Annotated in this window: 16 protein-coding genes; 7 read left to right on the forward strand and 9 right to left on the reverse strand. The window is 70.5% G+C overall.

All coding sequences use genetic code 11. The annotated features are described in order from the left end of the window. The first annotated feature begins 183 nt into the window (after positions 1-183). Entirely contained in the window at positions 184-1,038 is an 855-nt protein-coding gene (locus ACFXMV_RS20905; RefSeq protein ID WP_378502445.1) for an SDR family oxidoreductase, read from the forward strand. A gap of 35 nt (positions 1,039-1,073) precedes the next feature. On the opposite strand, the gene ACFXMV_RS20910 is transcribed toward ACFXMV_RS20905, so the two are convergent. The 5 genes from ACFXMV_RS20910 to ACFXMV_RS20930 form a co-directional block, all read right to left on the reverse strand. Further along, positions 1,074-2,387 carry an ATP-binding protein gene (locus ACFXMV_RS20910; RefSeq protein WP_378503305.1) on the reverse strand — a complete coding sequence of 438 codons (1,314 nt, stop codon included), beginning with the start codon at positions 2,385-2,387 and terminating at the stop codon, positions 1,074-1,076. After that, positions 2,384-3,085 carry a response regulator transcription factor gene (locus tag ACFXMV_RS20915; RefSeq protein ID WP_378500412.1) on the reverse strand — a complete coding sequence of 234 codons (702 nt, stop codon included), beginning with the start codon at positions 3,083-3,085 and terminating at the stop codon, positions 2,384-2,386. The genes ACFXMV_RS20910 and ACFXMV_RS20915 overlap by 4 nt, the downstream gene beginning before the upstream one ends. Before the next feature lie 23 nt (positions 3,086-3,108). Then, the gene (locus ACFXMV_RS20920) at positions 3,109-3,477 is read right to left on the reverse strand and encodes a hypothetical protein (RefSeq protein WP_378500413.1); all 369 of its coding nucleotides are present in this window, start codon (positions 3,475-3,477) and stop codon (positions 3,109-3,111) included. 89 nt (positions 3,478-3,566) lie between these two features. Then, on the reverse strand, positions 3,567-4,229 hold the full coding sequence (gene pnuC / locus ACFXMV_RS20925) for a nicotinamide riboside transporter PnuC (protein WP_378500414.1): 663 nt from the start codon (positions 4,227-4,229) through the stop codon (positions 3,567-3,569). A 4-nt stretch (positions 4,230-4,233) separates the two neighbouring features. Further along, positions 4,234-5,934, reverse strand: a complete 1,701-nt coding sequence (locus tag ACFXMV_RS20930; RefSeq protein WP_378500415.1) for a peptide chain release factor 3 — start codon at positions 5,932-5,934, stop codon at positions 4,234-4,236. Between the two features lie 226 nt (positions 5,935-6,160). Here ACFXMV_RS20930 and ACFXMV_RS20935 point away from each other — a divergent pair, with 226 nt between their 5' ends. Next, the gene (locus tag ACFXMV_RS20935; RefSeq protein WP_378500416.1) at positions 6,161-7,798 is read left to right on the forward strand and encodes a fatty acyl-AMP ligase; all 1,638 of its coding nucleotides are present in this window, start codon (positions 6,161-6,163) and stop codon (positions 7,796-7,798) included. An 8-nt stretch (positions 7,799-7,806) separates the two neighbouring features. Here the strand turns inward: ACFXMV_RS20935 and ACFXMV_RS20940 are convergent, their stop codons facing one another. The 3 genes from ACFXMV_RS20940 to ACFXMV_RS20950 form a co-directional block, all read right to left on the reverse strand. Next, positions 7,807-8,286, reverse strand: a complete 480-nt coding sequence (locus ACFXMV_RS20940; protein ID WP_378500417.1) for a hypothetical protein — start codon at positions 8,284-8,286, stop codon at positions 7,807-7,809. Positions 8,287-8,399: 113 nt separating this feature from the next. Then, positions 8,400-8,981 (reverse strand): aminoacyl-tRNA hydrolase, encoded by a 582-nt coding sequence (pth, locus tag ACFXMV_RS20945; RefSeq protein WP_378500418.1) that lies wholly within the window; start codon positions 8,979-8,981, stop codon positions 8,400-8,402. A gap of 114 nt (positions 8,982-9,095) precedes the next feature. Then, complete coding sequence (locus tag ACFXMV_RS20950) at positions 9,096-9,743, reverse strand: 50S ribosomal protein L25/general stress protein Ctc (protein ID WP_378501747.1); 648 nt, start codon at positions 9,741-9,743, stop codon at positions 9,096-9,098. Between the two features lie 295 nt (positions 9,744-10,038). Between ACFXMV_RS20950 and ACFXMV_RS20955 the strand changes: the two genes are divergently transcribed. Continuing rightward, positions 10,039-10,518 carry an FABP family protein gene (locus ACFXMV_RS20955; RefSeq protein ID WP_378501746.1) on the forward strand — a complete coding sequence of 160 codons (480 nt, stop codon included), beginning with the start codon at positions 10,039-10,041 and terminating at the stop codon, positions 10,516-10,518. A gap of 3 nt (positions 10,519-10,521) precedes the next feature. On the opposite strand, the gene ACFXMV_RS20960 is transcribed toward ACFXMV_RS20955, so the two are convergent. Continuing rightward, the gene (locus ACFXMV_RS20960; protein WP_378501745.1) at positions 10,522-11,691 is read right to left on the reverse strand and encodes an aminotransferase class V-fold PLP-dependent enzyme; all 1,170 of its coding nucleotides are present in this window, start codon (positions 11,689-11,691) and stop codon (positions 10,522-10,524) included. Between the two features lie 171 nt (positions 11,692-11,862). Here ACFXMV_RS20960 and egtA point away from each other — a divergent pair, with 171 nt between their 5' ends. From egtA to egtD, 4 genes are read left to right on the forward strand one after another with little or no spacing between them, the layout of a single operon-like run. Continuing rightward, positions 11,863-13,170, forward strand: a complete 1,308-nt coding sequence (gene egtA / locus ACFXMV_RS20965; RefSeq protein ID WP_378503306.1) for an ergothioneine biosynthesis glutamate--cysteine ligase EgtA — start codon at positions 11,863-11,865, stop codon at positions 13,168-13,170. Then, entirely contained in the window at positions 13,167-14,579 is a 1,413-nt protein-coding gene (gene egtB / locus ACFXMV_RS20970; protein WP_378501742.1) for an ergothioneine biosynthesis protein EgtB, read from the forward strand. The genes egtA and egtB overlap by 4 nt, the downstream gene beginning before the upstream one ends. Continuing rightward, complete coding sequence (egtC, locus tag ACFXMV_RS20975; protein ID WP_378501741.1) at positions 14,580-15,380, forward strand: ergothioneine biosynthesis protein EgtC; 801 nt, start codon at positions 14,580-14,582, stop codon at positions 15,378-15,380. It begins immediately after the preceding gene. Further along, positions 15,377-16,348 carry an L-histidine N(alpha)-methyltransferase gene (egtD, locus tag ACFXMV_RS20980; RefSeq protein ID WP_378501740.1) on the forward strand — a complete coding sequence of 324 codons (972 nt, stop codon included), beginning with the start codon at positions 15,377-15,379 and terminating at the stop codon, positions 16,346-16,348. The genes egtC and egtD overlap by 4 nt, the downstream gene beginning before the upstream one ends. Positions 16,349-16,385 lie beyond the last annotated feature (37 nt).

The raw sequence follows: 16,385 nt of genomic DNA on the forward strand, positions 1-16,385 counted from the left end.
TGCGTCGCACCCCGACACACGAGCCGAAACAACTTCCGATTACGCGCCAATCCCACCGGCCGACCCCCTCATGATCAGTTGTTGCTCTGACCATAGAAATCTGCTCGGGCGATGCCCCGATAGGTGCACACTCGACCCAGCCACGCATCGAACCCGCCATCCCGACCGGAGGAGCCAGCAATCGTGATCACCGAGATCCTGGCTCGAGCGGCGTTGAGCCCGATCCCCTCAGCCCGAGCGCTCGCCGCGAGGATCCTGCCGACGCGCGAGCACCGGATCGAGGGCAAGCGGATCCTGCTGACCGGGGCGTCGTCCGGCGTGGGGGAGGCGGCCGCGCGTCGCCTCGCCGCCGAGGGCGCCGAGTTGATCCTCGTCGCGCGGGGCGCGGAGGCGCTCGAGGCTGTTCGCGACGACATCGTGGGTGCGGGCGGGATCGCGCACGCCGTGCCCTGCGACCTGACCGATCCGGGCGACGTCGACCGGCTCCGGACGGTCGTTTCCGGCGAGCTCGGCCCAGTGGACGTGCTCGTCAACAATGCGGGCCGGTCGATCCGCCGCTCCGTCGAGGATTCGCTCGACCGGTTCCACGACTTCGAGCGCACCATGGCGCTGAACTACTTCGGCCCCGTGCGGCTGACCCTCGCGCTGCTGCCCGCGATGCTCGAGCGGGGGCAGGGGCACGTGGTCAACGTGGCCACCTGGGGCGTGCCGGGCGGGGTGATGCCCAAGTTCGCGGCGTACCACGCGTCGAAGTCCGCGGTCAGCGCGTTCGGGCGCGACCTCGGCGCCGAACTCGCGGGGCGCGGGGTTGCGGTGACGACCGTGCACTTCCCGCTCATCCGCACGCCGATGATCGCGCCGACCAAGGACTACGACGCGATGCCCGCCCTCACTCCCGAGGACGCGGCCTCCTGGTTGGTCACCGCGATCCGGACCCGGCCGGTCGAACTGCTCCCGACCTATGCGGAGCTGTTGCGGTTCCTGGACAACTTCGCCCCGACCCTGACCGACGCCCTGGTTCGGCGCGCCGGGATCTGACGCCGCCGCACTCTTGGCCCGCGTCGAGCGTGCACCTACCGGGGCATCGGCCGAGTGGCGGCGACGGGAGGTGCACTCTCGGCGGGAGTGGACTGCGGGAGCCGCAGCGCCAGTCGGACGCCGCCGAGCGGGCTGTCCACCAGTTCCACGGTGCCGCCGTGCAGCGCCGCCTGCTGGGCGACCAACGCGAGCCCCAACCCGGACCCGTCGGCACTCGAACCGGTGCCCCGGACGAAGCGCTCGAAGACCGACGCACGCTCGGACTCGGGCACCCCGGTCCCGTCGTCGTCGACGGTGACGACGACGGCGCCGTCGGGTTCCGTGCGGACGGCGACCAGCACTCGCCCGGCCCCGCCGTGCCGGACCGAGTTGGTGATGGCATTGTCGAGCACCAGTCGTAGTCCGGTCGGAATGCCCCGCACCAGAACGGGTTCGGGGGCCGAGAAGGTGACGTCCAGGTCGGGGTGGATGCGTGCGGCCTCCTGGACGCAGCGGTCGACCAGGTCGGCGAGGTCGACTTCCTCGTGATCTGCGATGTCGGACAGCTCGCCGACCGCGAGTCGCTCCAGGTCGGTCAGCGTCGTCTCCACCTGACGCTGCGTCGAGAGCAGGTCGCCGAGGATCTCCTGGCGTTGCTCGCCGGTGAGCCGCATCGTCGCGAGCACCTCCAGATCGGTGCGCATCGAGGTCAGCGGGGTGCGTAGCTCGTGTGCGGACACCGCGGCGAAGTCGCGGGCAGATCCGAGCGCCTCCTCGGTTCGCTTCTGCGCCACGGCGATCCGGTCGAGCATGTGACCGATCGCCTCCGACAGGTCCTCGGCCTCGCGGGCCCCGTGCACGTTCGGGCGCGCGGCGCCGGGATCGTCGCCGATGTCGTGGGTGGCGTCGGCCAGCAGTCGCAGCGGGCGGACGGCGCGCCCCGCCAACAGCCAACCCAGCCCGCCAGCCGCCGCGATCGCGACCACCGCGGCCACCGCGACCGCCGCCTGCTGCTGGCGGATCGCACGGGTCAGCGGATCCTCCGGGACTGCCAGCGCAATGAATGAGCCGGGTTCGCCGGGGACTGCGACGTCCCGCATGCGGACCGCGGCGCCTGCCACCGACGCTGCCCTCGTGACGTCGCCGGCGACAGCGTCGGGAAGGGGTGTGGCGGGCACACCCGGCACAGTGTCGATCGCGACGCCCGACGGGAGCTCCAATGTCACCGAGTCGAGGGTCCGGTCGAGTGTTTCGGATCCGTTGACGCGCAGGAACACCGCGAATGCGGCACCGATCGCGACGATGACGACGGCAGCGGCCAGCGCCGACACGATCGCAACACGAGTACGCAGCGAGAGAGACCGCTTCACGGCCGCTCCCGAAGGACGAATCCGACCCCACGGACGGTGTGCAGGACTCGTGGCACCGACTGCGCCTCCAGCTTCTTGCGTAGGTACGTGACGAAGACGTCCACCACGTTGGTGTCGGCGTCGAAGTCATAGCCCCAGACCAGCCGCAGCAGCTGCGGCCTGCTGAGCACGATGCCCGCGTTCTCGGCCAGCGCCGCGAGCAGGTCGAACTCTCTCTTGGTGAGCTCGAGGCGGCGCCCCGCGATGTGGGCACGGCGCCCAGGCAGATCCACCTCGAGGGCGCCGACGGTGACGGCCCCCGTGGGCGCGACGGACCGGGGCGCGCGGCGCAGCAGGGCCCGCAGCCGGGCGACCAGTTCGCCGAGCTCGAACGGTTTGGTCAGGTAGTCGTCGGCCCCGGCCTCCAGGCCCGCGATCCTGTCATCGACCGTGCTGCGCGCGCTGAGCACACAGATCGGGACCTCGTTGCCCATCGCCCGCAGCGCGGTGACCACGCCGACGCCGTCGAGGAGCGGCATGTTCACGTCCAGAACGATCGCTGCGGGACCGGTGTCGGCCACCGCCCGCAGGGCGGCGGCCCCGTCTGTCGCGGTTTCGGTGTGAAAGCCGGACAGTCGGAGCCCCCGCTCCAGCGAGGCCAGGACCTTGGGGTCGTCGTCGACGATCAGGATGTGGGCGGAGGCGGTCACCCGGTCCATGGTGCCAGGAGGTGCGGTTGGACCTAGCAGTCGCGCATGACGGTGATCGCGCCGGTCGGTGCGTTCTCGTCGAGCTGCAGCATCAGCGTCGGGAGTTCGCCCGCGGCGTCGGGAAGCTCGGTCACCGGGGTCGCGGGCACCGCGATGCCGTCGGCGCGCATCTTCTCCACCGCGTCCGCGCTGAATTCGATTGCGTTCTCGCAGCCTGCCGTGTCCAGGGGTGCACCGGGAACGGCGGGGCCCGACTCCTGGACGGCGACGGCGCCGCCCTGTGGGACGGAGTCGTTGGCCCATGCGACGCCGGGCACCGTGATGGCAGCGGCGACCGCCAGTCCGGCGGCCGCGATCCCGGCGCGCTTGCGGAAGGTGCCGGTGTTGAGGGACTTACGCATGGGGAACTCCTTGTGTCGTGTCGGGAGCCCGGATGGCTTCGACATGACCCAAGGTATGGACGAAAGGTTCGGCGCCCGTTAGCGAATCATTAGGGGTTCATTAGACCCGCGCGCGTGCTCTCGCGCTGGATTCGCAGCCACACCGCGAAGCCCCACACCACGAATCCTGCGTACACCAGATAGAGGATCGCGGACGGGTAGTAGCCGGCCTCGAGGAGCAGTGGGACACCGACCAGGTCCACGCCGATCCAGATCAGCCAGAACTCGGTCCACCCGCGAGCCATTCCGTAGGTGGCCAGCATCGAGCCCATGAAGATCCACGCCTCCGCCCACGGTCCGTAGGACCCGAGCCGGGCGAAGATCTGCGCGAACGCCACGGTGCCGACGGCCATCGCGAGGATCAGCAGCAGCCGGTCCCGGCGCGGAGCCCACCTCGGCAGCACCGCCTGACCCGACTCGTGCCGCGACCGCAGCCACTGCGTCCAGCCGTACACGCTCACGGTGATGAACATCAGCTGGCGCCCGGCCTGGCCGTACAGGTTCAGCTCCTGCGGGGTGTGGAACAGCGCGCCCATGAACACGGTGAACAGCAAGGCATTTCCGGCGATGCCGACCGGCCAGGCCCACACCACGCGCTTCATCCCGCCGATCGCGGACGCGATGCCGAAGGCGTTGCCGACGATCTCACGCCACAGGATCGCCGCCCCGCCGATGTGCAGTTCCGCGTCGAACAGTGCGAGCAGCGGGTTCACGGAGCTAGTCCGCGGTCGCGACCAGCGGCTCCAGGGTGAGCTCCGGAAGCTCCTTCTGCAGGTACTGCAGCCGCCACTTGTCGCTGATCAGGGCGAGCATCACGCCGTCGGAACGGGTGAACACCTCGACCCCGCGCTGGCGGCCCAGCTCCGTCGCCGACTCGGCGTCGGTCCGGCGGGCCAGCGCGTAAGGCAGGCCCTCCATCCGGGCCTCCACCGAGAACTCCGCCTTCATCCGCGCGGCCACGACCTCGAACTGCATCGGGCCGACGGCCGCCACCACCGGCGCGGCGTCGCCGCGAATGTCGTTGCGCAGCACCTGGACCACGCCCTCGGAGTCGAGCTGCTCGACCGCGCGGCGGAACTGCTTGTACTTGCTCGCGCTCTCCGTGCGCAGCACCGAGAAGTGCTCGGGCGCGAACGAGGGGATCGGCGGGAACTCCACCTTCTTGTCCGTGAACAGGGTGTGGCCGGGTGCCAGGGCGGTCGCGTTCACCAGGCCGACGACGTCGCCCGGGTACGCGGACTCGACCGTGGAGCGCTCGCGCCCGAACACGGTCTGCGCGTACTTGGTGGTGAAGGGCTTGCCGGTCTGGGCGTGGGTCACGACCATGCCGCGTTCGAAGACGCCGGAGACGATCCGCATGAACGCGAGGCGGTCGCGGTGCGACGTGTCCATGCCGGCCTGCACCTTGAACACCACCGCGCTGAACGGATCGGTGACCTCGCGCGCGACGCCCTTGATGTCGTCGCGCGGGCCGGGGGCGGGAGCGAGCGCGACGAGGGTGTCGAGGATCTGCCGGACGCCGAAGTTCAGCATCGCGGAGGCGAAGATGACCGGAGAGGTCTGCCCGGCCAGGAACATCTCCTGGTCGTGGTCCTGCCCGCTGGCGGAGAGCAGCTCGCTCTCCTCCACCGCGGTGTCCCAGTCGGAGCCGTCGCGGGCCGCGGCGGCGTCGGCGTCGAGGATCTCCTCGGGCGCGATCGTCGCGCCGCCCGCGGTGCGGGTGAACCGGATGTATTCCCGGGGGACACCGTCCTCGCCGCGCCGCAGCAGGCCGCGGAAGTCGCCGGCGATGCCCACCGGCCAGAACAGGGGAGTGGGGGTCAGGCCGATCCGCTCGTGGATCTCGTCGAGGAGCTCCAGCGGGGCCTGGCCCGGACGGTCCCACTTGTTGATCACCGTGATGACCGGGATGCCGCGGTGCCGACACACCTGGAACAGCTTGAGGGTCTGCGGCTCGAGGCCCTTGGCCGCGTCGATCAGCATCACCGCGGCGTCGACCGCGGTGAGCACCCGGTAGGTGTCCTCCGAGAAGTCGGAGTGGCCGGGGGTGTCGACGAGGTTGATCACGCTGACCGGGTCGGTCGGCTCGGACTCACCCGACTTGTAGTTGAACTGCAGCGCGGTGGAGCTGACCGAGATGCCTCGGGCCTTCTCCATCTCCATCCAGTCCGAGACGGTGGACCGGCGGCCGGCCTTGCCGTGCACGGCGCCAGCCTCCGAGATCATTTTCGCGTGCAGCGCGAGCGCCTCGGTGAGCGTGGACTTGCCGGCGTCGGGGTGCGAGATGACGGCGAAGGTCCGTCGCCGGGTCGCCTCGGCGGCCAGGCCCTTCGGCGTCGCGGGGGTCCCGGGCGAGGCGACCTCCGCGGCGGCGTCGGTGGAGGTGGAGGCGGTCGCCGACGCGGGCTCGGTGGTCACCGGGATTCCTTACTGATATGAGTTGCAGAACGATGGCGAAACGCCAATATGCCAGGTTACCCGTGCCCGCCACGCCTATGCTCGGGTGACCCCGAACGAGGCCGTCCCCGGCGGCCGCAACGACCGAACCCTGATTCCGGAATCACCAGAGAGGGCTGCCAGGGCCTTCGGCGTGGTGTGAACCCCGCCTGACCGCCCCACCCTCCATCCGAGCGAGGAGGGTGTCATGAGCCAGTTCACCGCCGAGATGTATGCGAGTGCCGCGGTCAGTCAGCACGGACTGGTGACCGGGGAACCGGACGCCCCGCGCAGGCAGGTCTGGAGCGAGATTCACGCGATCGCCCGCGCGATGGCGGGCGGGCTCGCGGCGGCGGGCATCGGCCACGGCGACGCCATCGGGATCCTCGCTGGCCAGCCGGTCGACATCGCGCCTGCCGTCCAGGCCACCTGGATGCGCGGCGCGTCCGTGACCATGCTGCACCAGCCGACGCCGCGCACCGACCTGACCGTCTGGGCCGAGGACACCGAGACGGTCATCGCCATGATCTCGGCCAAGGCAGTCATCCTCGGTGCACCCTTCGACGCGGCGGCACCGCTGCTCACCGAGCGCGGCATCAAGGTCGTCACGATCGGGGACCTGCGCGCGGGCCCCGACATCGATCCGCTGCAGACCGCCGAGTCCGACATCGCCTTGCAGCAACTGACGTCGGGTTCGACGGGATCGCCCAAGGCCGTCCAGATCACGCACGGGAACTTCTACACGAACTCCTGCGCGATGCTCTCCCGGATCAAGTTCTCGGTCGACGACGACGTGATGGTGAGCTGGCTGCCGCTGTTCCACGACATGGGCATGGTCGGGTTCCTCACCCTGCCGATGCAGATCGGCGCCGAGATCGTCAGCATCACCCCGATCGACTTCCTCACCGCGCCGCTGCTGTGGGCGGACCTGATGGGCAGGTATCGGGGCACGGTGACCGCAGCCCCCAACTTCGCGTACTCCCTGCTCGCCAGGAAGCTGGCCAAGGCCGAGGACGGCGTCGTGGACCTGTCGACGGTGCGCTGCCTGCTAAACGGCGCGGAGCCGGTCGACGCCGACACCATGATCGCGCTCGCGGAGGCAGGCGCACGGTTCGGGCTGGATCCGGCGGCGCTGGCGCCCACCTACGGGATGGCGGAGGTGACCCTCGCGGTCTCCCTGCCCGAGCCCGGGCTGGGGATGGTGCTCGACCTGGTGGACCCGGACCTGTTCGAGGCGGCCGGCCTGGCCGTACCGACTCAGCGCCCCAACGCCCGCAAGCTGCCGACGCTCGGCACCCTGGTGTCGGGGCTGGAGGGGCGCGTCGTCGGGGATGACGGGCGGGTGCTGCCTCGCCGTGCCGTCGGCATCATCGAGCTGCGGGGCGGCTCGGTCACCCCCGGCTACCTCACGGTGGACGGGCACAAGCCGGCGCAGGGCGAGGACGGATGGTTCAACACCGGCGACGTCGGCTATTTCACCGACGAGGATCTGATCGTGGTGTGTGGCCGCGTCAAGGACGTGATCATCATGGGCGGGCGCAACGTCTACCCGACCGACATCGAGCGGGCCGCATGCACCGTGAAGGGGGTACGGCCGGGCAACGCCGTCGCCGTGCGGCTGGACGCGGGGCAGAAGCGGGAGTCCTTCGCGGTCGCGGTGGAGACCAATGACCACGAGGACCCCGAGGAGGTCAAGCGGATCGAGCACGAGGTGGTGCACGCGGTGTTCTCGGAGGTGGGCGTGCGGCCGAGGACCGTCGCGGTGCTCGGGCCGGGCAGCATCCCGAAGACGTCGTCCGGCAAGCTGCGCCGCGGGAGGTCGGCGTCGCTGGTGGGCGGCGCCTGAGCAGCCGGCTATTCGCCGATTCGGACCTCGGAGGTCGCGCCATCGAAACTGAACGATCCGGCGGGCCCGTTGCAGGTCATGGACTTGCCGTCGTCGGCCGTGCATGAGAGGTCCCCGACCGTGAGCGTCGAGTCGGGCGGCAGCAGCGTGCCTGCGATGAAGGCGCCTGCGACATTGACGACCTTGCGGACCCCGTCCGGCTCGATGACGACGGCGTTGGCAGGCGCCCGCACGCCGGTCTGGGGATCGACGATCGGCTGATCGGTCTTCGGCAGCGGAAGGTCGCACAGCATGTGCGGTGCCTGGTTGTCGGTCTGATTCGGGTTGAACCAGCAGCCGGCGGCACCGGAGACGAGGTGGAACACGTGCTTGCCGTCGCCGACCGCGTAGTCGGCGGGATCGACCTGGACTCCCTTGGCGGCGGTGGGGGTTCCGGAGGTACCCGAATCGGCGCAGCCGACCACAAGGACCCCGACCGCGAGCGCCAACGACGCACCAGTTGCGCCGACCCACCGAACCACTACGCCCCCTGTGTCAATTCCGACTTCTTCGTCACCGTGACGTTCGTCGCGTAGCCGATAGTAGGTCAGGCCGGATGGATTCAGTGCAGCTGGTTCTGGGCGGCCTCGAGTCCGACGCGGAGCAGCAGCTCGACGGCGTCCGCGGCCTCCTCGCAGACCAGGTCCAGTTCCTTGCGTTCGACCGACGAGAACGGCTTGAGCACGTAGTCCGCGGGGTCCATTCGGCCGGGCGGGCGACCGATGCCGACGCGGGCGCGCAGGTAGTCCTTGGTGCCGATCGCGCTGGAGATCGAGCGCAGGCCGTTGTGCCCGCCCTCGCCGCCGCCGAGCTTGAGTCGGAGCGTCCCGTAGTCCAGATCCAGCTCATCGTGCACGACAACGAGATTCGCGGGTTCGACGGAGAAGAACCGGGCCAGGGCGGCCACCGGCTTCCCGGAGAGATTCATGTAGGAGCGCGGCTTCGCGAGAATGACCTGGCGGCCGGCGATGCGCAGCGTGACCGCGTCCGTGCCGCTCTTCTTGTGCGCGGTGAACCGGGCCCGCTCGCGGGCGGCCAGCGCGTCGACCACCATGAAGCCGATGTTGTGCCGGGTGCGCTCGTACTGCGGTCCCGGGTTGCCCAGCCCGACGACGAGGGCGGTTGGTTCGGATGGCTGGCTCAACGCGGTCGGCTCTCGGTCGCAGGGATGGGGCCGCGAACGTCAACGGCGCGCCGTCCCTCGCGGGATGGCGCGCCGTCGACGTTAGCGCTGCACTGATGTGTGCGGTGGAGAGGCTCAGCTCTCGGTGGACTCGGCCTCTGCCTCGCCCGCGGTCTCCTCGGCGGGGGCCTCGGCGCCCTCGGCGCCCGCACCCTCGGCCTCGAGGGCCTCGGCGGTCGGCGCGGCGACGATGTTGACGATCAGGAGCTCCGGGTCACCCTGCAGGGTGGCGCCCGCGGGCAGGGTCAGGCCGCTGGCGTGGACCTGGCTGCCGACCGCGAGGCCCTCGACGGAGACCTCGATCTGCTCGGGCAGGTTCATGGCGTCGGCCTCGATGGACACGGTGGCGGCGTCCTGGGCGACCAGGCTGCCGGCCTCGGCCTCACCGGTGACGACGACGGGCACCTCGACGGTGACCTTCTCGCCCTTCTTGATGACCAGCAGGTCCGCGTGCTCGATGTAGCTGCGGATCGGGTGCACGACGACCGACTTGGTGAGCGCGATCTGCTCCGTGCCCTCGATGTCGAGGGTGAGGACCGCGTTGGTGCCGTGGGCGCGCAGGACCTTGGCGAACTCGCGGGCGTTCAGCGCGAGGTGGCGCGGCTCTTCCTGGTGGCCGTAGAGGACCGCGGGGACCTGGCCGTCGCGGCGGGCGCGGCGGGCGGCGCCCTTGCCGAACTCGGTGCGGACGGCGGCTTCGAGGCGATTGGCATCGGTCGACATGGGGAAACAGCTCCTACGGCTCACATCAGATTTGATTCGGTGGCATTGCGGTGTTCTCGACGGGGGCGGACAACGCGCACGGCCCGGAGCGCAACTGCTCGAAAGGTAGCCGTAGCCGCGTCGATCACGGTGAGCCAACGAAGTGGTTCACCCTCGCCGAGACAACGCAGGACAGCCTACCGGATTGTCCGTCTGGCTGCGAACTCAGGCTCCATACATTTCGGTCTGGGGTGTCGGAGATGAACCGGTAGGTTGGCTCGTTGATGGAAGACCACCACGACTTTCGGGAGTGCCGATGACTGACGCAACCGCCGCGCTGGCGCCGTTGGGTGTGCTCGCCCCGTTCGCCGGTCACTGGGCGGGCTCCGGCGAGGGGCACTACCCGACGATCGAGGACTTCGCGTACGACGAGCAGGTCAACCTGACCCCGATCGGAAAGCCCTTCCTGACCTACCTGTCCCGTACCCGCAAGCCGGGCGGTGGACCCCCGATGCACACCGAGAACGGCTACCTTCGGCTCACCGGCGGGGACGGCGTGGAGCTGCTCGTGAGCCAGCCCACGGGATTCGTCGAGATCCACCAGGGGGAGGTCCGCGACGGGGTGCTCGAGATGACGACGCTGACACTGAGCCGGTCCCCGAATGCCAAGCCCGTCCACGAGATCCGCCGACGCTGGGTGGTCGCGGGCGACCTGCTCACCTACGACCTGTGGATGGCGCACGACCAGACACCGCTGACTCACCACCTGCACGCCGAGCTGCGTCGGCAGGAGTAGTCACTACAGCGCCGCGACCGCCTCGACGAGCCGCTCGATGTCCTCGAACGAGTTGAAGCAGTGCGGTGACGCACGCACCACCGCGTCGAGGTCGCGGTTGCTCATGTCCACCAGCGTCGAGCCGCGGCCGCTGACGGTCACGGTGATGTCCTTGGCGGCCAACGCTTCCCGCACCGCCGCCGCGGCGACGCCGTCGACGGTGAACGAGACGATTCCGCTGCGGAAGCGGCCGAGGTCGCGGACCGTCGCGGTCGGGATGGCGGCCAGCCCGGCGCGCGCGAACTCGGCGCGCTCGGCCACCGCGGCGGCCACCTCGTCGACGCCGAGCCCGAGCAGGTAGCGGACGGCCGCGCCGAGGCCGAGCCGGCCGGCGACGCTGCACTCCCAGAACTCGAACCGCGACGCGTCCTCGGCCATCCGGTAGCCGTCGGTGGCCGTCCACTGCGCGCCGTGCAGGTCCAGCGCGGCGGGCTCGAGGGTGCGAGCCAGTTCGGGGCGCACGTAGAGGAAGCCGGTGCCGCGCGGCGCGCGCAGCCACTTGCGGCCGGTCGCCGACAGCGCATCGACACCGAGCGCGGCGACGTCCACGGGGATCTGGCCGACGGACTGGCAGGCATCGAGCAGCACCAGCGCGCCGACACCGTGCGCCAGGTCCACCACCTCGCGGACCGGATTGATCAGCCCGCCGTTGGTCGGCGCGTGCACCAGCGACACCAGCCGCACCCGGTCGTCGAGCATCCGGGAGAGGGCGTCGAGGTCGATCTCGCCGGTCGGGGTGGACGGCACCACCTCGACGACGGCACCGGTCGCGCGGGCGCGCTGCAGGGCCGCGATGGCGTTGCTGGCGTACTCGACCTCGGTCACCAGGATCTTCTCGCCCGCGGACAGCGGCACGGCGTAGAAGAAGTCCGTCCACGCCCTGGTCGCGCTCTCCACCAGCGCGAGGTCGGCGGCCTGCGCTCCCAGCAGCTCGCCGAGCGCGGTCTTCACGTCGGCCAGGTCGGCGGCGCGTTCCTGCGCGGCGAGGTAACCGCCGATCTCGGCCTCGCGGCGCAGATGGGCGGTGACCGCCCCGAGGACGGGCTCCGGCGGCAGCGACGACCCGGCGCTGTCCAGGAAGACCTTGTCGAGGCAGCCAGGGGTTTCGCGGCGTAGGCGTTGCTGATCGAGCATCTGCGGATCCTCCGAGCCGAGGCGGCGTTGTGCGTCGGACAGTACCGGCGCGACGGTCCGCCGGGCGCCGCGACGGGTGCGCGAACGGCGATCTCGGTTTAGTGTCGGTGACGGTCTCTATTGTCGAATTCGTACTTGCCGAGCACGCGCCGCCGACGATCGGAGCAGCTGATGGCGATGGCAGTGGATTCGCGCCGGTTCACGACCCGAGCCGCCGCGGAGGCGTATGTCGGTGGTGTCTGCTTCAAGCTCGGCCCACCCCGGCTGATCGGTGCCGAACTGGAATGGCTGACCGCCCGTGACGACCCCGCGCGGACCAGGCCGGACCTCGGCGACATCGCCGCTGCGCTGGGGCCGCACGCGCCGACATCGATTGCCCCGTCTTCGCCCGCTCTGAGTCTGCCGAGCGGAAGCGCCGTCACCATCGAACCCGGCGGCCAGATCGAACTCTCCAGCGCGCCCCTGTCCTCGGCCGAGGACCTGTGTGCCGCGCTCGCCGCCGACGAAGCCGTCCTGCGCCGCCTGCTGAGGGCCGCGGGCATCACCGTCCGATCCTGCGCAGCCGACCGGTCCCGCCAGGCCCAGCGGTTGCTGCGACTGCCCCGGTACCGGGTCATGGAGGAACGGTTCGACGGGATCGGACCGTTCGGCCGGCTGATGATGTGCAACACGGCGGCCACCCAGGTGAGCGTCGACGCTGGTGCGGATCGGGCGGAGGTGGCCGCCCGCTGGCGGCTGCTGCACGACGCCGGGCCCGCGCTGCTCGCCGCCTTCGCCTGCTCGCCGCGGCTGCGCGGAGTGCCCGACGGCGGGTGGGCGTCGCAGCGGATGCGGACGTGGCTCGAACTCGACCCTGACCGGACACGGCCCCCGCAGACGTCCGATCCGGTCGCCGACTACGGCCGCTGGGCGCTCGACGTGCCGCTGCTCTGTGTAGTGGGTGGACGCAGTGTGGGAGGACGCAGTGTGGGAGGACGCAGTGTTGGAGGACACAGTGTTGGGGGCCGCGGTGTTGGAGGAAACGCAGACACCGACGGCGACTGGTCGGCGCCGCCGGGCGCGACCTTCGCGGACTGGATCGCCGGGGCCCTGGACTCGGAGATCGACCGGCGGCCGGATATCGCCGACCTCGACTACCACTTGACCACCCTGTTCCCGCCGGTCCGGGCCGCGGGCCACCTGGAGGTGCGGTACCTGGACGCGCAGCCAGGCGATCGGTGGCGGGTGCCGATCGCGGCGCTCGCCGCACTGCTCGACGACCGGGCCACCATCGCGGAGGCCATTGCCCTGGCGTCGCCGACCGCGGGCCGCTGGCGCGACGCCGCCGAGTTCGGGCTCCGGGACGGCGAACTGCGCCGTACCGCAAGCGAACTGCTGTTCCTGGCCGCAGCGCGGTCGCCGCGGTTCGAGGAGGAGCTCGCGTCCGCGGCCGAGCGATGTTGCCGCGGACTGACCCCAGCGCAGGAGTACCGCCGATGACCGCCGGCCCGTCGACCCGAGCAACGACACCTGAAGCCTTGACGACAGAGGCACTGCGCGCCCAGCTCGCGACGGTGCTGGCCGGAGCCCGCGCCCGCAGCGCCGCTCTCACCGAATGCGTCGACGAGTCGGAACTGGTCGCGCAGCACTCGCCGTTGATGAGCCCGCTGGTGTGGGACCTCGCGCATATCGGCAACCAGGAGGAACTCTGGCTGGTTCGCGACGTGGGCGGCCGCGAACCGGTGCGCCGCGACATCGACGAGATGTACGACGCGTTCAAGCATCCGCGGGCGGATCGACCCGCGCTGCCGCTGCTGAACCCGGACGAGGCGCGCGGCTACGTCGCCGAGGTCCGCGACAAGGTGTGGGACATTCTCGACCGTTCGCCGCTGGCCGGCCGGCCCGTCGAGCGCAACGGTTTCGGGTTCGCGATGATCGCCCAGCACGAGCAGCAGCATGACGAAACCATGCTCGCCACCCACCAGTTGCGGAGCGGCCCAGCGGTATTGCATGCACCGGCGCCTCCGGCCGCGCTTTCGGTGCCGGCGCCGCCGGCGGCGGTGCGGGTGGTGACACCGGCAGAGGTGGTGATCCCCGGCGGGGAGTTCACCATGGGCACCTCCACGGACCCGTGGGCCCTGGACAACGAGCGGCCCGCGCACCGGGTGAGCGTGGCGGCGTTCGCGCTCGACGTCGCCCCGGTCACCAACGGGCAGTACCGGGAGTTCATCGCCGACGGCGGATACGAGCGCGCCGAGCTGTGGAGCGACCGGGGCTGGGCGCACCGACTGTCCGCGGGCCTGACCGCGCCCCAGTTCTGGGAACGCGACGGGGCGGGGGACTGGTGGCGCCGGTCGTTCGGGATGCTCGCGCCGCTCCAGCCGAACCAGCCGGTGGTGCACGTCTGCTACTTCGAGGCGCAGGCCTACGCCCGGTGGGCGGGCAAGCGGCTGCCCACCGAGTCCGAGTGGGAGAAGGCTGCCCGGTGGGATCCCGCGACCCGGCGATCGCGCCGATTCCCCTGGGGCGATGAGGAACCCAGCTCGGAGCACGCGAACCTCGGGCAGCGGCATCTCGAGCCGGCCGGTGTCGGGGCATATCCGCGTGGCCGGTCCCCACACGGCGTGGATCAGATGATCGGCGACGTCTGGGAGTGGACGTCGTCGGACTTCCTGCCCTATCCGGGTTTCGCGGCCTTTCCCTACCGGGAGTACTCGGAGGTATTCCACGGCGGCGACTACAAGGTGCTACGCGGCGGGTCGTTCGGCACCGACCCGGTGGCCTGCCGCGGCACCTTCCGCAACTGGGATCATCCGGTGCGGAGGCAGATCTTCGCCGGGTTCCGGTGCGCACGGGACGTCGGTGCGCGAGATGACTGCGCACGAGACGCCGCCGCGGAGAACGCCTAGATGTGCAGGCATCTCGGCTATCTGGGTCCACCGCGCGCGGTGGGCGAACTGATCGGTGCCGGATCGCACAGCCTGCGCACCCAGTCGTGGGCGCCCCGCGACATGCGTGGGGGCGGCACCATCAACGCGGACGGGTTCGGGGCGGCGTGGTGGGGGAACGGCGGTGCTGCGGACCGTGACGCGGCAGGCGGGGGCGGTGCGGGACTGGGCGTGATGGACACGGTGACCGCGTATCGGAATCCCGCGCCGATCTGGACGGACCCGGCGATCGAGGGCGTGCTCGGGCAGGTGCACGCCTCCGCGATCCTCGCCGCGGTCCGATCGGCCACGGTCGGCATGCCGCTCGAGCGGGCGGCGTGCGCGCCGTTCACCGGTGACGGATGGGCGCTGAGCCACAACGGTCGGATCGAGGGGTGGCCGGGTTCGGTCGCCGCGCTCGCCGAGTGGCTGCCCGCGGTGGAGTTGCTGCGGATGCCCGCACTCACCGACTCGGCGTTGCTCTGGACCCTGGTGCGGCGCCGACTCGAGCAGGGTGCCCCCGAGGATGCCCTGTGCTCCGTGGTCGCGGACGTGCTCGAGGCGTCTCCCCAGTCGAGGCTGAACCTGTTGTTGGGCAACGGGAGCGAGCTGTGGGCGACGACCGTGTACCACTCGCTGTCGGTCAAGGTCGACGAGACGAGCGCGATGGTCGCGTCGGAACCGATCGACGACGATCCGGGCTGGCGGGCCGTTCCGGACGGACATCTCGTGCATGCCCGACCCGGGCACCTGAACATCACCGAACTGGGAGGGCATCGATGAGCGAACCGACCCTGGAGATCCACCTGTCGCCGGAGCAGATGCTCGGGTATCTGCGCGAGGATGCCCGGGTCGGACTGACATCGAAACCGAAATGGCTGCCGCCCAAGTGGTTCTACGACGCCAGGGGCAGTGAACTGTTCGAGGAGATCACCCGGCTGCCCGAGTACTTCCCGACCCGCACCGAGCGGGAGCTGCTGCGTGCGAGTGCCGCGGACATTGCCGAGGCCACCTCCGCGCAGATCCTCGTCGAACTCGGCTCCGGTTCCTCGGAGAAGACCCGGCTGCTGCTCGGCGCGCTGACCGAGCACGGGACGCTGGAGCGCTACGTGCCGCAGGACGTGTCGGAGGCCGCGCTGGTCTCTGCCACCGGGCAGCTTGCGGCCGAGTTCCCGTCGCTGACCGTGCACGGCATCGTCAGCGATTTCACGGACACACTGCACAATCTGCCGAGGGGCGGCAGGCGGATGATCGCGTTCCTCGGCGGCACCCTCGGAAACCTGGTGCCCGACGAGCGGGCCGAGTTCCTGGCCTCGATCGCCGAGGTGCTGGACGAGGGGGAGCAACTGCTGCTCGGGGTCGGGCTGGTCACCGACCCGGCGTTGTTGGTGCCGGCCTACGACGACGCGGCGGGGGTGACCGCTCAGTTCAACCTGAACGTCCTGTCGGTGCTCAATGAGCGGCTCGGAGCCGACTTCGATGTGGATCGGTTTCGGCATGTGGCGCTCTGGGACGAGGCGAACGAGTGGATCGAGATGCGGCTGGAGGCGGCTGAGGCGATGACCGTGTGTCTGCCCGGGATCGGTCTGGAGGTGCGGTTCGAGGCGGGGGAGCAGATGCGCACCGAGATCTCGGCGAAGTTCCGGGTCGAGGGGATCCGCAAGGAACTCGACGCCGCGGGATTTGGCAATGATCGGGTGTGGACGGATCCGCTGGACCGGTTCGCCCTGATTCTGGTCGATCGGGAGTAGCACGCGGTCGGCGCCGGATCCGTCCCTTGGGGGCGGA

It is taken from the genome of Rhodococcus sp. NPDC059179 (genome assembly GCF_042754885.1).
In the GTDB taxonomy this organism is placed as follows: domain Bacteria; phylum Actinomycetota; class Actinomycetes; order Mycobacteriales; family Mycobacteriaceae; genus Rhodococcus_G.

What these genes read in the sequence shown, in the direction of transcription:
- ACFXMV_RS20915 (WP_378500412.1), bottom strand. Translation starts at nt 3,085, where the DNA reads ATGGACCGGGTGACCGCCTCCGCCCACATCCTGATCGTCGACGACGAC.
- ACFXMV_RS20920 (WP_378500413.1), bottom strand. Translation starts at nt 3,477, where the DNA reads ATGCGTAAGTCCCTCAACACCGGCACCTTCCGCAAGCGCGCCGGGATC.
- ACFXMV_RS20935 (WP_378500416.1), top strand. Translation starts at nt 6,161, where the DNA reads ATGAGCCAGTTCACCGCCGAGATGTATGCGAGTGCCGCGGTCAGTCAG.
- ACFXMV_RS20950 (WP_378501747.1), bottom strand. Translation starts at nt 9,743, where the DNA reads ATGTCGACCGATGCCAATCGCCTCGAAGCCGCCGTCCGCACCGAGTTC.
- ACFXMV_RS20955 (WP_378501746.1), top strand. Translation starts at nt 10,039, where the DNA reads ATGACTGACGCAACCGCCGCGCTGGCGCCGTTGGGTGTGCTCGCCCCG.
- ACFXMV_RS20960 (WP_378501745.1), bottom strand. Translation starts at nt 11,691, where the DNA reads ATGCTCGATCAGCAACGCCTACGCCGCGAAACCCCTGGCTGCCTCGAC.
- egtA (WP_378503306.1), top strand. Translation starts at nt 11,863, where the DNA reads ATGGCGATGGCAGTGGATTCGCGCCGGTTCACGACCCGAGCCGCCGCG.
- egtB (WP_378501742.1), top strand. Translation starts at nt 13,167, where the DNA reads ATGACCGCCGGCCCGTCGACCCGAGCAACGACACCTGAAGCCTTGACG.
- egtC (WP_378501741.1), top strand. Translation starts at nt 14,580, where the DNA reads ATGTGCAGGCATCTCGGCTATCTGGGTCCACCGCGCGCGGTGGGCGAA.
- egtD (WP_378501740.1), top strand. Translation starts at nt 15,377, where the DNA reads ATGAGCGAACCGACCCTGGAGATCCACCTGTCGCCGGAGCAGATGCTC.